Source organism: Streptomyces sp. NPDC048734 (assembly GCF_043198675.1).
Classification (GTDB): domain Bacteria; phylum Actinomycetota; class Actinomycetes; order Streptomycetales; family Streptomycetaceae; genus Streptomyces.
Genome location: NZ_JBICUZ010000007.1, coordinates 28,404 through 42,490 on the forward strand (window position 1 = coordinate 28,404; position 14,087 = coordinate 42,490).

General features: G+C 73.7%; 14 protein-coding genes. 9 read left to right on the top strand and 5 right to left on the bottom strand.

Translation table 11 applies throughout. The features are described from left to right. Window positions 1–135: 135 nt before the first annotated feature. Window positions 136–720 carry a hypothetical protein gene (locus tag ACGFQC_RS19570; protein WP_363089906.1) on the bottom strand — a complete coding sequence of 195 codons (585 nt, stop codon included), beginning with the start codon at window positions 718–720 and terminating at the stop codon, window positions 136–138. A gap of 577 nt (window positions 721–1,297) precedes the next feature. Between ACGFQC_RS19570 and ACGFQC_RS19575 the strand changes: the two genes are divergently transcribed. Further along, window positions 1,298–2,815, top strand: a complete 1,518-nt coding sequence (locus ACGFQC_RS19575) for a glutamate--cysteine ligase (protein ID WP_363089905.1) — start codon at window positions 1,298–1,300, stop codon at window positions 2,813–2,815. Window positions 2,816–2,960: 145 nt separating this feature from the next. Beyond that, window positions 2,961–3,761, top strand: coding sequence for a type II CAAX endopeptidase family protein (locus ACGFQC_RS19580; protein ID WP_363089914.1), 801 nt, complete (start codon window positions 2,961–2,963; stop codon window positions 3,759–3,761). 31 nt (window positions 3,762–3,792) lie between these two features. On the opposite strand, the gene ACGFQC_RS19585 is transcribed toward ACGFQC_RS19580, so the two are convergent. Next, a complete protein-coding gene (locus tag ACGFQC_RS19585) occupies window positions 3,793–4,602 on the bottom strand; it encodes a PhzF family phenazine biosynthesis protein (RefSeq protein WP_363089904.1) in 810 nt (269 codons plus the stop codon). 189 nt (window positions 4,603–4,791) lie between these two features. Here ACGFQC_RS19585 and ACGFQC_RS19590 point away from each other — a divergent pair, with 189 nt between their 5' ends. The 3 genes from ACGFQC_RS19590 to ACGFQC_RS19600 all read left to right on the top strand — a co-directional run bounded on the left by ACGFQC_RS19590 (window position 4,792) and on the right by ACGFQC_RS19600 (window position 7,634). Further along, entirely contained in the window at window positions 4,792–5,721 is a 930-nt protein-coding gene (locus ACGFQC_RS19590; RefSeq protein ID WP_363089903.1) for an NAD-dependent epimerase/dehydratase family protein, read from the top strand. Window positions 5,722–6,301: 580 nt separating this feature from the next. After that, window positions 6,302–6,724, top strand: coding sequence for a hypothetical protein (locus ACGFQC_RS19595; RefSeq protein WP_363089902.1), 423 nt, complete (start codon window positions 6,302–6,304; stop codon window positions 6,722–6,724). A 67-nt stretch (window positions 6,725–6,791) separates the two neighbouring features. After that, window positions 6,792–7,634, top strand: coding sequence for a class II glutamine amidotransferase (locus tag ACGFQC_RS19600; protein ID WP_363089901.1), 843 nt, complete (start codon window positions 6,792–6,794; stop codon window positions 7,632–7,634). 188 nt (window positions 7,635–7,822) lie between these two features. Here the strand turns inward: ACGFQC_RS19600 and ACGFQC_RS19605 are convergent, their stop codons facing one another. Then, on the bottom strand, window positions 7,823–8,251 hold the full coding sequence (locus ACGFQC_RS19605) for a VOC family protein (RefSeq protein WP_363089900.1): 429 nt from the start codon (window positions 8,249–8,251) through the stop codon (window positions 7,823–7,825). A 142-nt stretch (window positions 8,252–8,393) separates the two neighbouring features. On the opposite strand from ACGFQC_RS19605, the gene ACGFQC_RS19610 reads away from it, so the two are divergent. From ACGFQC_RS19610 to ACGFQC_RS19620, 3 genes are all read left to right on the top strand, one after another. Continuing rightward, a complete protein-coding gene (locus ACGFQC_RS19610) occupies window positions 8,394–9,035 on the top strand; it encodes a PadR family transcriptional regulator (protein ID WP_363089899.1) in 642 nt (213 codons plus the stop codon). Between the two features lie 341 nt (window positions 9,036–9,376). After that, window positions 9,377–9,964: a Clp protease N-terminal domain-containing protein gene (locus ACGFQC_RS19615; RefSeq protein ID WP_363089898.1), complete on the top strand. Its 588-nt coding sequence runs from the start codon at window positions 9,377–9,379 to the stop codon at window positions 9,962–9,964. 74 nt (window positions 9,965–10,038) lie between these two features. Next, on the top strand, window positions 10,039–11,043 hold the full coding sequence (locus ACGFQC_RS19620; RefSeq protein ID WP_363089913.1) for an EamA family transporter: 1,005 nt from the start codon (window positions 10,039–10,041) through the stop codon (window positions 11,041–11,043). Window positions 11,044–11,202: 159 nt separating this feature from the next. Here the strand turns inward: ACGFQC_RS19620 and ACGFQC_RS19625 are convergent, their stop codons facing one another. Both ACGFQC_RS19625 and ACGFQC_RS19630 read right to left on the bottom strand, forming a co-directional pair. Next, window positions 11,203–11,838 (bottom strand): FMN-binding negative transcriptional regulator, encoded by a 636-nt coding sequence (locus tag ACGFQC_RS19625; RefSeq protein ID WP_363089897.1) that lies wholly within the window; start codon window positions 11,836–11,838, stop codon window positions 11,203–11,205. Continuing rightward, window positions 11,838–12,539: a pyridoxamine 5'-phosphate oxidase family protein gene (locus ACGFQC_RS19630; protein WP_363089896.1), complete on the bottom strand. Its 702-nt coding sequence runs from the start codon at window positions 12,537–12,539 to the stop codon at window positions 11,838–11,840. Before ACGFQC_RS19630 ends, ACGFQC_RS19625 begins: the two co-directional genes overlap by 1 nt. 35 nt (window positions 12,540–12,574) lie before the next feature. On the opposite strand from ACGFQC_RS19630, the gene ACGFQC_RS19635 reads away from it, so the two are divergent. Beyond that, entirely contained in the window at window positions 12,575–13,906 is a 1,332-nt protein-coding gene (locus tag ACGFQC_RS19635; RefSeq protein ID WP_363089895.1) for an aminotransferase class I/II-fold pyridoxal phosphate-dependent enzyme, read from the top strand. Window positions 13,907–14,087: the final 181 nt, after the last annotated feature.

Sequence of the window (14,087 nt, forward strand, 5' to 3'; positions counted from 1 at the left end):
GGTGGGGGGGGGGGGGGGGGGGGGGGGGGGGGGGCCGGGCGGCGGGGGGGGGGGCGGGCGGGCGCCCCGCCGCGCGCCCCCCCCCCCCCCCGCGGCGGGGGGGGGCCCCCCCCCCCCCACGCCGCGGGCGGACGGTCAGGCCGGCGAGCCGAGCAGCGGCGGCCGGGTCACCCGCAGGCTGAGCACCGGCAGCAACTCGGCGACCCGGTGCGGGCGGTGCGCGGCGATGCCGGGCGGCGCCGGGGCCAGCGGCACCAGGAGGTCGGTCGCCGCCGGATGCCCGGAGGTGCCGTCCGAGGCGCAGTCGCCGTGCAGCCACAGGGTGAGCATGTACAGGCCGGGCAGGGACAGCAGGCGCGCCTGGTACGGCTGTGTCGTCGACTCGGCCTGGCGCAGGGCCAGTTCGGTGGAGGCGAGGTACGGGCCCTCGAAGAAGTGCGAGAAGGCCCAGCCGTCCGGGGTCAGCCGGGTCTCGGCCGCGGCCAGCGACCGGTCTCCGCAGCGGATCAGGAAGCGCCAGCCGGCCAGCCTGGTCGCGGACGTGCCCTCGGAGGCGATCCGGTCCAGGACGTGCACGGGCAGCGGAAGTTCGGGGGTGACGGGCCCCTGTGCGGTACGCAGGGCGGGAGTCCTCGCCTCGCGGACCGCGGTGGGAGAACCCAGTGCCGTGAGGACGGAGCGCAGGGCGGGCGCGGGAGCCGGGGGGACATGCAGCGGCATGGTGGGTCGCCTCTCATTGGACAGGCACGGTGGCACGAGGGCGTGGGTGGGGCGGACAGCGCTGTCAGCTCTCAGGGTGAGGTCAAAGAGGCAGGGGGCCGGGGTCTGGGAACGGAGGCTGCGCCTGCGGCCTGCCTCCGTCCCGTAGACGACGACAGGCTCCTTCGACCGCGGGTGCCCACCTTCTCTGCCTTGTCCGCGGAGTTTATACGACACGTGTTCAGACTGTGTTTCGCCTAGCCGCTCCCGGGATACCCGTCAAGATTCCATTCGGACGGCGGTACGTGTGAATCATCCCGATTCGGAGCGGGGTGCGCCTCGATGACCTCAGGATATGCAGGTGCAGCGGTCGGCCTATTCCCGTCGGCTTTTCACGAGATCCCGAGTTCGTGAATCGGCCCTTTGCTTCATGCCCCGTGAATGTGCCTCCGGTCACCTCCGGGCGACTTTGGCCAGAGTAGCGGGTGTGATGCCGGGTAGGTGACGTTATCGATCGACGGGGTTGGGCATCATCCCACCTGACCCCGGCACACCGGCGGCCGGATCCTCGGACCGCCCACGCGAGGAGGGACGCCCGATGGGGGAGAAGGTCGTGGCGGGCGGGTTCGACCTGTCCGATCGCCAGCGCTACCGAGACAAGCTGCGCCAGTGCCTGTCGGTGCTGGAGCGACTGCTGGCCCAGCAGCGCTTCGACCGCCCCAAGAATCTCATGGGGCTGGAGATCGAACTGAATCTCGCCGGCGCGGACGGTCTGCCGAAAATGCTGAACGGGGAAGTGCTGGAGCGGATCGCCAGCCGGGACTTCCAAACAGAACTCGCCATGTTCAATCTGGAAGTGAACATAGCTCCACACCGCCTGGGCGGCCGGGTATTCGACCGGCTCGCCGAGGAACTCCGTACGTCACTGGCATATGCCCACCGAAAAGCCGGGGAGGTCGACGCGGGAATCGTGATGATCGGTATTCTGCCGACTCTCGACCGTGACGACCTGGTCACCTCCAACCTTTCCGAGGTCGACCGCTACACGCTCCTCAACGACCAGATCGTGGCCGCTCGCGGCGAGGAGTTCACGCTCGACATCGACGGCGTCGAGCACCTGTCCTGCACCTCGAAGTCGATCGTCCCCGAGGCCGCCTGCACGTCCGTGCAGCTGCACCTCCAGGTCACGCCGGGCCGCTTCGCCGACGTGTGGAACGCCGCGCAGGCCGTCGCCGCGGCCCAGATCGCCATCGGCGCCAACTCACCGTTTCTCTTCGGCCACGAACTGTGGCGCGAGTCCCGGCCGCCGCTGTTCCAGCAGGCCACCGACACCCGGCCGCCGGAACTGCAGGCACAGGGAGTGCGCCCGCGGACCTGGTTCGGCGAGCGCTGGATCAGCTCCGCGTACGAGCTGTTCGAGGAGAACCTGCGCTACTTCCCCGCCCTGCTGCCCATCCGCGATGACGAGGACCCGGCGCAGGTCCTGGCGGCGGGCGGCACCCCCAGGCTCGCCGAGCTGGTCCTGCACAACGGCACCGTGTACCGCTGGAACCGCCCCGTCTACGACGTCGCCGACGGCGTCCCGCACCTGCGCGTCGAGAACCGCGTCCTGCCCGCCGGCCCGACCGTCACCGACGTCGTCGCCAACGCGGCCTTCTACTACGGCGTGGTCCGTGCCCTGGCCGAGGAGTCACGGCCGGTGTGGACCCGGATGCCCTTCGAGACCGCCGCCGAGAACTTCGACGCGGCCTGCCGCCACGGCATCGACGCCCGGCTGCGCTGGCCCCGGCGCGGCCGGCTCGGCGGTGTCGCGGAGGTCGACGCGGTGAGCCTCGTACGCGACGAACTGCTGCCGCTGGCCGAGGCCGGGCTGGACGCGTGGGGGGTGGAACCGGCCGACCGCGACCTCTACCTGGGAGTCATCGAGGAGCGGTGCCGGCTGCGGACCAACGGCGCGAGCTGGCAGGTGGCGACCTTCCGCGCCGCGCTGGAGGCGGGGCTGCCGAGGGACGCGGCCCTGGCGGCGACGACCCGGCGGTACGCGGAGCTGAGCCATCGGGGAGAGCCCGCGCACACCTGGCCGGTGGGGCTGCCGGAGCCCGTTCCCGCGGGGTGACGGTCCCGGGGCACGGGGCACGGGGGCACGGGGGCACCGCCGTTCCGCGCGGGGCCCCGGGTGTGCTGCCCCGGGACGCGGGGGCGCCGCCGGTCGCACCGTGGGGATCGGGCAAGCTGTGACGTCCGATGGTGGTGCGGCAGGTGTGAAGGTGGAGGCCCCGCAGGTGGCTGATTCTTTTCCGCAGGAGCGGTTCTCCCGGCGGGTCCTCCGGGACGAGACGCTGCTCGTCCTGGCTGTCTCGCTGGGCGCGAGCGGGGTGTCCGCCCTGATCAGTTTCGTCGGATCGGTCACGAAGCCGGGCGGCCTGAAGGACCAGGCGGCGACCCTCAACGCCTCGGCCGCGCCGGGCCGTCCCTGGCTCGACCTCGCCTGGCAGCTGTTCGGGATCGCCAGCGCGCTCGTCCCCGTCGCGCTCGTCGCGCACCTGCTGCTGCGCGAGGGGCAGGGCCTGCGCGCCCTCGGCTTCGACCGCACCCGCCCCTGGTCCGACCTCGGCCGCGGCGCCGCGATCGCCGCGGTCATCGGCAGCTCCGGCATCGCCTTCTACCTGGCCGCCCGCGGCCTCGGCTTCAACCTCACGGTGGTTCCCGAGGCCCTGCCCGACGTGTGGTGGAAGTATCCGGTGCTGATCCTGTCGGCGCTGCAGAACGCGATCCTCGAAGAGGTCATCGTGGTCGGCTATCTGCTGCGCCGCCTCGGACAGCTGGGATGGACGCCGGTCGGGGCGCTGGCGGCCAGTTCCGTGCTGCGCGGCTCGTACCACCTCTACCAGGGCATCGGCGGGTTCGTCGGCAACATGGTGATGGGCGTGGTGTTCGTGTACCTCTACCGGCGTTGGGGCCGGGTGGGGCCCCTGGTCGCCGCGCACGCCCTGCTCGACATCGGCGCCTTCGTCGGGTACGCGCTGCTGGCGGGCAGGGTCGACTGGCTGCCCACGGCGTGAGCGCGGGCCGTACGTCCCCCGGCCGGGAAGGTCAGGCGAGCAGGTCGCCCTCGATGACGGTCACCGCGCGGCCCCCGAGCAGGGTGCGCGGGCCGCGCAGCGTGGTGCGGACGTGCCCGGAGCGCGGTGAGGCCTGCAGGCCGGTCAGCTCGGCACGGCCGAGCCTCTCCGACCAGAAGGGGGCCAGGGCCGTGTGGGCGCTGCCGGTGACCGGGTCCTCGTCGATGCCGATGTTGGGGAAGAAACAGCGGGAGACGAAGTCGTGTCCCAATCCGGGGCGTTCGGCACGGGCGGTGGCGATGACGCCGCGCGCGGAGTGGGCGCGCAGGGCCCGGTGGTCGGGGCGCAGGGCGCGGACGGTGTGCTCGTCGGCGAGTTCGACCAGCAGGTCGCCCACGTTCGGGCCGGTGTCGAAGGCCGTGAGCGGTTCGGCGCCCAGTGCCTCGGCGACCCCCTCCGGAACCTCCACGCGGGTGAGGGGGGCGGTCGGGAAGTCCAGGGTGATCGAACCGTCCTCGGCGGGCGACGCCACGAGCACCCCGCTGCGGGTCGCGAACCGCACCGGTCCCGCGTGGGTGCCCGTGCTGTGCAGGACGTGGGCGGTGGCCAGCGTGGCGTGACCGCACATCGCCACCTCGGTGGCGGGGGTGAACCAGCGCAGCGCCCAGTCGGCCTCGCCGCCCGCCGGCAGCGGGTGGGCGAAGGCCGTCTCGGCGTGGTTGACCTCGAGGGCCACGTTCTGGAGCCGGTCGTCGCCAGGGAAGGCGTCGAGCAGCAGGACCCCGGCGGGGTTCCCGGCGAAGGGACGGTCGGTGAAGGCGTCGACGATACGAATCCGCATGCGGCGACGGTAGGCGCCGGGAGCGTCGGCGGGCCAAGGCCAATCGGCGAGTGCTGGACCGGTCGGGGAACCGGCCGCGCCCGCCCGGACGTTGATCGCGGTGGGGCGAACGGCCCCGGCAGGCGCGACGACCGGCGGAAGGACACTGCCCTGAACGGCACCACGGCAAGGAGTGACGAGGGCCCCCTCGTGCTGACGGGGGCGACCGGCTTCATCGGGTCCCACGTGCTCGGCGCGCTGCTGGACCGGGGAGTCCGTGTGCGTGCCCTGGTCCGCACGGTCCCCGGCGACGGGGCGGGGGCCGGGGCCGTCGAGTGGGTGCGCGGCGATCTGACCGACCCGGACGCCGTGCGCGGTCTGTGCGAGGGCGCGCGGACGGTCGTCCACCTGGCCTCGTACGTCGGCGCGGACGAGCGGCTGTGCGAGGCGGTCAACGTCGGTGGCACCCGGGCGCTGATGGCGGAGGCCCGGCGGGCCGGCGCCCGCCGCGTGGTGCACCTGTCGACGGCCGCGGTGTACGGCGCCGGCCCGCACCGGGGCATCGCCGTGGACGAGACACCGGCCGAGCCGGTCTCCACTGTGAGCCGGACCCGGCTGGCCGGGGAGGCACCCGCCCGAGAGGCCGGCGCGGTCGTCCTGCGGCCGGGGCTCGTGCTCGGGGCCGGGGACCGGTGGGTCGTGCCGGGCCTGCGGGAGCTGGTCGAGCGGGTGCCGGCCGCGTGGGACGGCGGCCGCGCCCTGCTGTCGGTGATCGACGTCGGCGATCTCGCCCGCCTGGTCGCCGCGGTCGCCGCCGGCCCCCACCCGGTTCCGCCCGGCGTGTACCACGCGGGCCACCCCGCCCCCGTGCGCGTCGGCGACCTGCTGGCCGTGCTCGCGCGGTACGGCGTGCTGCCGCCCCGCCCCGACGCCGACTGGCCGTGGGCCACCTGCCTGGAGCGCTTGCGGGCCACCCCCGGCCGGGCCTCGGAACGCCAGTTCGCCCTGGTCGGCCGCGATCACTGGTACCGCGCCGACCAGATCTGGGAACTGACGGCCGAGCCACCGGGCCCCGGCCCGCTGAGCCGCCTCCCGGACGCGGCCGAGTGGTACCGGGAGCGGCTGGGGCGGGGCGCCTGAGGTACCGCGGGTCGCGGACCGGGGACACGGGACGTGGCCCGCGGGCCGGTACGGCGAGTCCGTCTCGCGCACGCCGGGAAGCTCCCTCGGCGGGCTGTCCCGGTCCCGGGAGCCGCCCGCGGACGGTACTGGCCTCCGGGGGCCCATCGGCAGGTCCGTCGCCCGCCCGTTGCCGGGAACCGCACGACGGCCGTGTGGATCCTCGAGCCCCGGGCTTCACCCGGCGCGGAGGCAGACCGGCAGACCGGCAGACCGTGAGAGGCGGCCCGTCGGGTGGCGGACGCCGGACGCGCCGTCCGGGCCCGGTGGCGTGCGGCACGGGGTGCCGACCCGGCGGGGAAGCCTCCACCGCGCGGACTCACCGGCACGCTGGGATGCTGGGGGAAGCGGTGCCCATGGCCTGACGAGAGGCGGCGGTGAACGCCGTGCCGGGCTCGAGGAGGGTGATCGGGGTCATCCCGTGTCGCGCCCGCCGTAGCGTGTGACGGAACCGGCCCCGACCGCCCCGCTCCCGGCCCCGCGGCCTCCGCCTCCGCCCTGGGCCGCTGACAATCCACGACATCCGAATCGAGGCGACGGTATGAGCGCGACGCACTCTTCGCACACCGGGACCGCAAAGCAGCAGTGGGCCGAGGGTCTGACGATCTTCGCCGCCGTGACGCTCATGCTCGCGGGGATCCTGGACATCTTCCGCGGCATCATGGGGATCGCCGAGGACGACGTCTTCGTCACGACCCGCAGCTACGTCTTCGAGTTCGACCTCACCGGCTGGGGCTGGATCCACCTGGCGCTCGGCGTGGTGGCCGTGCTCGTCAGCATGGGACTCTTCAGGGGATCGATGTGGGCACGGGTCTCCGGCGTGGCCATCGCGGGACTCATCATCATCGCCAACTTCCTGTCGCTGCCGTACTACCCGGTCTGGTCCGTCGTGATGATCGCCTTCTCCGGGTTCGTCATCTGGGGTCTGTGCGTGTCACGGTCGGACACCGCCTCGCTGCGCTAGCGATCCGCCCGCGCGCGGGGACGACGGCCACCCGCGCGCGTCCGAACGGCCAGGAAGGCAGCGCGCGATGTGCCGATGGCTCGCCTACTCGGGTACGCCCGTCCTGCTCGAGACGATCCTCTACAAGCCGACGCACTCACTGATCGACCAGAGCCTGCACTCCCGGATGGGCGTCGAGACGACCAACGGCGACGGCTTCGGAGTGGGATGGTACGGACCGGACCTGAGCACCCCGGCGGTCGTCCGTGACATCGGCCCGGCCTGGAGCAACCGCAACCTGCGGGAGATCGCGGGCCACGTCCGCTCCTCCCTCTTCTTCGCCCACATCCGCGCCTCGACGGGGTCCGCGGTGCAGCAGACCAACTGCCATCCGTTCCGCCACGGCCGCTGGATGTGGATGCACAACGGTGCGATCGCCGAGTTCCACCGGATACGGCGGGACCTGGCGCTGGCCGTCGACCCGGCGCTGTTCCTCGACATGGAGGGCTCCACGGACTCCGAGATGATGTTCTACCTGGCGCTCACCCTCGGTCTGGAACAGGACCCGCCGAGCGCCGTCGCGCGCATGGCGGGCCTGGTGGAGCGGACCGGTCACGAGCACGGGGTCGAGTTCCCGCTGCAGATGACGGTGGCCGTGACGGACGGGGAGCGGCTGTGGGCGTTCCGCTACTCCAGCCAGAAGACCTCGCGGTCGCTGTTCTACAGCACCCGGGTGGACACCCTGCGCGCCCTCCACCCCGATGTGGAGTTCCTGCAAGAGGTCTCCGACACCACGCGCCTCATCGTGTCCGAGCCCCTCGGTGACCTCCCCGGCGCCTGGAACGCGGTCCCCGAGAGCACGGGTGGTGTGGTGCAGCCCGACGGTGACGAGATGTTCCCCTTCACTCCGCTGGAGCCGGCCCCGGCCTGATCCGGCACCGGACGGGACGAGGTCCCGTCCGGTGCCGGGCCTCGGCGCGGCGAAGCCCTGCCATGCCGGACGCCGTCGTGCGGGGCCTTGCCGTCCCGGCGCAGACGATCTGGTCCGAGAAGGGTCTTCGACCTGCGACGACCGGATGCATCGCGACGGGGGACGGAACGGGGACACGCCCGCGGCCCTCAGTCGATGCAGAACTCGTTGCCCTCGATGTCCAGCATCGGGATGCACGCGTCGTCGCCGTCGTACAGCGTTTGCACGTGTACCGCGCCGAGCGGGACCAACCGTGCGCATTCGGCCTCGAGTGCGGCGAGGCGTTCTTCCCCCACGAGTCCGGTGCCGACCCGCACATCGAGATGCACACGGTTCTTGGCGGCCTTCCCCTCGGGGACACGCTGGAAGTACAGCCGTGGGCCCACACCTGAGGGGTCGACGCAGGCGAACCAGGAATCCCGCTGCTCGGGTGGCTGCGAGCCCTTGAAGTCGTCCCAGGTGGCGAACCCCTCCGGCGGCGGCGGTACGACGTACCCCAACACCTCGCACCAGAAACGAGCGAGGCGCTCAGGTTCTGCGCAGTCGAAGGTGACTTGGAACTTCTTGATCGGCGTCATCGGCCCACCGTATTGGCGCGTGCCGTTCACCGGGATCCCGGGGTTCCGCGGCGGGGGGGGGTCTTGCCATGCGAACTGTTCCGATATATCGTTTACGTATCGCGATCGATCAACGAATGAATGAATGAATGGAGTGATGGCGATGCGTACCCACGGATACGAGCGTGGACATGGGCAGGACGGCTTCTCCCGGCGTGGCGGGGGTGGCCGGGATGGCTTCGACGGGCGCCGGGCGGCCTTCGGGCCCTTCGGTCCGGGTGGTCCGGGATTCGGCCCCGGCGGTCCCGGTGGCGGCTTCGGGCCGGGACCCTGGGGCGGTCGAGGGCGGGGCGGACCCAGGGGGAGGGCGCGGCGCGGTGACGTGCGGGCCTCGCTCCTGGCGCTGCTGAAGGACCGGCCCATGCACGGCTACGAGATGATCCAGGAGATCGCCGAGCGCAGCGGCGGGGCGTGGAAGCCGAGCCCCGGCTCGGTGTACCCCACCCTCCAGCTGCTGGAGGACGAGGGCCTGATCAGCAGTGCGTCGGAGGGTGGCAAGAAGTTGTTCTCGCTCACCGACGCGGGCCGTACGGCGGCCGAGGAGGGGCCCGAGGCCCCCTGGGAGGAAGCCTCCCGCGGGGTCGACTGGGAGGCGCTCGGTGAGATCAGGCAGGCCGGTTTCGGTCTGATGGAGGCCTTCGGGCAGGTCTGGAAGACCGGCAGCAAGGAACAGCGCGAGAAGGCGCTCGCGGTCGTCAACGACGCCCGCAAGAAGCTGTACCTGATCCTCGCCGACGAGGACTGACCGCTGGTCCGTACGAGAGCGAAGGCGCCTGGCGGAGGACTCGGCCAGGCGCCTTCCGCTTCTCCGCCGGAAGGCCGTGCCCGCTTCCGGCGTCTTCGGGCCGCCCGCGGAGACGCCGGTGCGGAGTCACCGGGGGCGGCACCCGCTCCCCGCGTCCCCGTGACGTGACGGCGGGCGTCCGCGGGGCCGTGAGGCGAGGCGGCGCGCGCCGCTGGTGCGAAAACGGCCTGATCTCATCCGTGAGGAGGAGATTTCGGCGCCCGCTGTCGGCTCTGTGCGGGACGCGAAGATGGTTCCCTCCGTGGATGACCCGGCCGGCCGGGACTGATGGGGTGGAGGATGTGCAACCCCGTATCCCCCGGCAGCCGGTCCGCGACCACGCGTTCCGGGCCATGGAAGACGACGCCGGGCTCAGTGCCGAGCTGGCGGCGGCGGTCGAGGGCGCTCGCCGGCGGGCCGTCCGGGACGGCGACCGGCAGATCGACACCGCGCACCTGCTGCACTCCCTCCTGGAGAGCGACCCCGAGGTGTGCGCCGCCTTCGGCGGGGGGCCGCGGCTCGCCCGTCTCTTCGGCTATCTCGTCCAGCGCAGCATCGGCTACGGCCTGCGCTGGCAGGGCGGCGTCGAGGACTCCGGCACCCTGCCCGTCGTCACGGCCGCCGAGGGCTTCTCCCCCCTCGCCTCCGCCGCGCTGCGGCACGCGCGGGCCAGTGCCGCCGGGCGCTCCGGACTTCGCACCCCCGACGAGGGCCGGCCCCCCTGTGCGCGCGGCGTCGCCCGCGGTGTCGACCTGCTCGCCGCGATCCTCGCCGACCCGCAGGCCCGCGCCGTCGAGGTGCTGGGCCGGGCCGGCATCGACCCGCGGGAGGTGCGCGCCCGGATCGACGACGGCTTCGACGACTACGCCGGCGACGGCGACGCGCCCTGACCGGGCCCCTTCCCCGTCCAGCGGCTGAGACAGGTGTCAACCGGGGTGACGGTCATGTCGTGGCCTGTCATCATGTGCCGGTGCGTACGTCTGTGAACAGTCAGGTCAGTCGCGGAAAGGGCATCGGGCTCTCTCTGGCGGTCGGGTCGGCCATCGCCTTCGGCGGATCCGGAGTGGCGGCGAAGCCGCTGATCGAGGCGGGACTCGACCCGCTGCACGTGGTGTGGCTGCGAGTGACGGGCGCGGCCCTGGTCATGCTGCCGCTGGCGGTGCGCCACCGCGCACTGGCACGCCGCCGTCCCGCGCTGCTCGCCGGGTTCGGACTGCTCGGCGTGGCCGGCGTCCAGGCGTTCTACTTCGCCTCCATCTCCCGCATCCCCGTCGGCGTCGCCCTGCTCGTCGAGTACCTGGCGCCCGCCCTCGTGCTCGGCTGGGTGCGGTTCGTGCAGCGGCGGCCGGTGACGCGGGCCGCCGCGCTCGGCGTGGTCCTCGCCGTGGGCGGGCTCGCCTGTGTCGTCGAGGTCTGGTCGGGGCTCGGCTTCGACGCCCTCGGCCTGGCCCTGGCCCTGGCCGCCGCCTGCTGTCAGGTCGGTTACTTCGTCCTCTCCGACCAGGGCGGCGACTGCGGTGACGACGCCCCCGACCCGCTCGGCGTGATCGCCTACGGCCTCCTCGTCGGCGCCGTCGTCCTGACGGCGGTGGCCCGTCCGTGGGGCATGGACTGGTCGGTGCTCGCGGGTGACGCCGCCATGGACGGTACCGAGGTCCCGGCCTGGCTCCTGCTCGGCTGGATCGTACTGATCGCCACGGTCGTCGCGTACGTCACCGGCGTGGTCTCCGTGCGCCGGCTCTCCCCGCAGGTGGCGGGTGTCGTGGCCTGTCTGGAGGCGGTCATCGCCACCGTGCTGGCCTGGGTCCTGCTCGGCGAGCACCTCTCGGCGCCGCAGATCGTCGGGGGCGCGGTCGTCCTGCTGGGCGCGTTCATCGCCCAGTCGTCCGCTCCCGCCAAGGGCTCCCCGGACCCGGTGGCCGCCGGCGGCCCGGAGCGGGAGCTGTCCGCCCGCGGGACGGCGACCTGAGAGGGGCCGAGAGGGCCGGATTCCCGCCGGGCGCGCCACGCGGCCCCGGTGTGTCGCCCGACCCGCCCGACCCGCCCGACCCCCGCCCGGCGCGCCGGTGGAGCCGTCCGGTGCGCCGGTGGAGCCGTCCCGGACGCGGCTCCCGCCGCCGCCCCGCGGTCACGTCCCGGGTCCGCGGCGCAGCAGGTGCTCGCGTGCCGCCGCGTCCCCCGGGCCGCCGCGCGCCGCGAGGCCCGCCGCGATGCGCTCCCGGGTCTCGGCGGGCCGGTGGTTCGCGTACTTGAACTTGGCCCGTACGCCCGTCACCTCGAGCCGGATCCCGCGGATCCCGGAGAGCGGACGGCCGTACGGCACCTCGCCCACCGCGACCCGCGCGGAGCCGCCCTCCGGCTGGAAGTGGCCCATCTGCCGGTTCAGCAGGTCGGCCTTGGCCTCGGGGTCGTCGACCGGGTGGGCCGTGCAGCGCAGTTGGACCGCCGTGTAGAAACTCGTCGGGGTGCCGTGCTCGGCCGGTCCCTCCGGCGGTGCCTGCCAGGGGCCGGGAACGTACACGTGGTCGTCGACCACGCTGAGCACGACCTCGGGGTCGGCCTCCATGGCCGCCCACAGGGGGTTCGGCCGGGCGAGGTGGGTGACGGCCTCGCCGCGGTCGGCGTCGTAGGCGAAGTGCAGGGGCTGGACCCACGGGGGGTCGCCCGGAAGGCCGTTGACGGCGAGCTGGCCGAAGTCGCGCGCGGCCAGCCACCGCTGCCACTCGGCGTCGTCGCGAGGCGCGTCCCAGGGATGGATCAGCATCACAAGGCCCTGAGGTAGGCGGGGAGTTCGGTGCCGGGCAGCAGGTCGGCCTCCGGGACGGGCGTGTCGTAGCCCTTGCGGAGGGGGACCACGCCGGCCCAGTGCGGGAGGGCGAGGTCCTCGGGCTCCTCGTTCACGCCGCCGGTGCGGGTCTTGGCCGAGACCTCGTTCAGGTCGATGCGGATGACCGCGGTGGCGGCCAGTTCCTTCCTGTTCGCGGGCCGGGAGTCGGCTGCACGGCCGGGGACGACGTGGTTCACCAGGGCGTCCAGGGCCGTGAGCTTCTCCTCGCGGTCGGTCACGTCGTGGGCGATGCCGTGCACGACGACGGAACGGTAGTTGACCGAGTGGTGGAAGGCCGAGCGGGCCAGGACCAGTCCGTCGACGTGCGTCACCGTCAGGCAGACCGGCAGGCCCGGGTCGGCCTGTCCCGTCATCCGCAGTGGGCGCGAGCCCGTCGACCCGTGCACGTAGAGCGTCTCGCCGACCCGGCCGTAGAGCGTGGGCAGCACCACCGGCGCGCCGTCGCGGACGAAGCCCAGGTGGCAGACGTAACCCTCGTCGAGTATCGCGTGCACCAGGTCCTTGTCGTAGGAGGCCCTCTCGGCGGAGCGGGTGGGGACCGTACGGTCGCTCGGGGTGTAGGCGGCGGGCGGCGTCGTCGACGGTGCGGTCCCCTGCGGCTGCGTGGTCCCCTGCATGGCGTTCTCCATTGCACTAGTGCATAATGATGTTTGTGCTAGGAGAGTATCCGATCAAAGGACGGCGCGCGGCCGACATCTCCGCGAGCGTCGAGCGGGCGGTGGGCGCCGGTGAGCTGGAGCCCGGGCGACTTCTGCCCCCGATGCGGGAGTTGGCCGAGCGGCTCGGGGTGAACCCGAACACCGTCGCGGCCGCCTACCGCACCCTGCGCGAGCGCGGGGTGATCGAGACCGACGGCCGACGGGGCAGCAGGGTGCGGTCCAAGCCGGCCACGACCGGCCGCGAGTTCATCCGGGTGGACGTGCCGGAGGGGGTGCGGGACGCGTCGGCGGGCAATCCGGACCCCGCGCTGCTGCCGCCGCTCGGGCCGGCGTTCGCCTGGGCCGCCGACCGGGGCGACCGGGAACCGGTCCTCTACGGGGACGAGCCGGTCGAGCCCGAACTGGCGCGGCTGGCCCGCGCCGAACTGGACGCCGACGGGGTCCCGGCCGGGTCGGTGGCCGTCACCTCCGGCTCGCTCGACGCCGTCGAGCGGGTGCTCGCCGCGCACCTCAGACCCGGCGACACGGTGGCCGTCGAGGACCCCGGCTGGGGTTCGCTCCTCGACCTCGTCCCGGCACTCGGCCTGCGCACGGTCCCGGTCGGCGTCGACGACGACGGACCGCTCCCGGAGGACGTGGACCGTGCCCTGGGGGCCGGTGCGCGCGCCCTGATCGTGACCGACCGGGTGCAGAACCCCACCGGCGCCGTGCTCGGCGCCGCACGCGCGCGTGCCCTGCGGGCCGTGCTGCGCCGGCACCCGGGGACCCTGCTCGTCGAGGACGACCACGGTCACCGGATCGTCGACCTGCCGCTGCACCCCCTCGCGGGCGTCACCCGGCACTGGGCCTTCGTCCGCTCCGTCGCCAAGGCCTACGGCCCCGATCTGCGGCTCGCCGTCCTCACCGGTGACGAGGTCACCCTCGACCGGGTCCGCGGGCGCCAGCGGCTCGGGCCCGGCTGGGTCAGCAGGATCACCCAGCGCGCCGTCGTACGGCTGTGGGCCGACGGCGCGGTGGACACCGCGGCGGTCGCGGGGGCGTACGGCAGGCGCCGGGACGCGCTGATCGGCGCGCTGGCCGGGCGGGGGGTCGCGGCGCGGGGCCGCAGCGGGATGAACGTGTGGATCCCGGTCCCCGACGAGACCGGGGCGGTGGCGCGGCTGCTGCGCGCGGGGTGGGCGGTCGCGCCCGGCGCGCGGTTCCGGCTCGCGGCTCCGCCCGGCATCCGGATCACCGTGTCGACGCTGGCGGAGGGGGAGGTGGAGGCGCTGGCGGACGCGGTGGCCTCGGCGGTACGGGTGGGCAGTGGGCGGGGGATCGTCTAGAGGAGAGCGGCGCTACCGGGTGCGGGGAGGGCTCGCGAACGGGGCGCTCGGGCGCGGAGCGGGGGAGGGGGTGGCCGCGTCGCGTGCGTCGGCGAGGGGCGGGGGAGCGGACGGCCGCGTCGCGTGCGTCGGCGGGGAACGGGCGGCGCGGGCGGGCCACACCACGTGCGTCGGCGGGCTG

Bases quoted from the DNA above. Each gene is read 5' to 3' on its own strand.
- ACGFQC_RS19595 (WP_363089902.1), top strand. From the start codon at position 6,302: ATGAGCGCGACGCACTCTTCGCACACCGGGACCGCAAAGCAGCAGTGG.
- ACGFQC_RS19570 (WP_363089906.1), bottom strand. From the start codon at position 720: ATGCCGCTGCATGTCCCCCCGGCTCCCGCGCCCGCCCTGCGCTCCGTC.
- ACGFQC_RS19605 (WP_363089900.1), bottom strand. From the start codon at position 8,251: ATGACGCCGATCAAGAAGTTCCAAGTCACCTTCGACTGCGCAGAACCT.
- ACGFQC_RS19600 (WP_363089901.1), top strand. From the start codon at position 6,792: ATGTGCCGATGGCTCGCCTACTCGGGTACGCCCGTCCTGCTCGAGACG.
- ACGFQC_RS19610 (WP_363089899.1), top strand. From the start codon at position 8,394: ATGCGTACCCACGGATACGAGCGTGGACATGGGCAGGACGGCTTCTCC.
- ACGFQC_RS19630 (WP_363089896.1), bottom strand. From the start codon at position 12,539: ATGCAGGGGACCACGCAGCCGCAGGGGACCGCACCGTCGACGACGCCG.
- ACGFQC_RS19625 (WP_363089897.1), bottom strand. From the start codon at position 11,838: ATGCTGATCCATCCCTGGGACGCGCCTCGCGACGACGCCGAGTGGCAG.
- ACGFQC_RS19585 (WP_363089904.1), bottom strand. From the start codon at position 4,602: ATGCGGATTCGTATCGTCGACGCCTTCACCGACCGTCCCTTCGCCGGG.
- ACGFQC_RS19575 (WP_363089905.1), top strand. From the start codon at position 1,298: ATGGGGGAGAAGGTCGTGGCGGGCGGGTTCGACCTGTCCGATCGCCAG.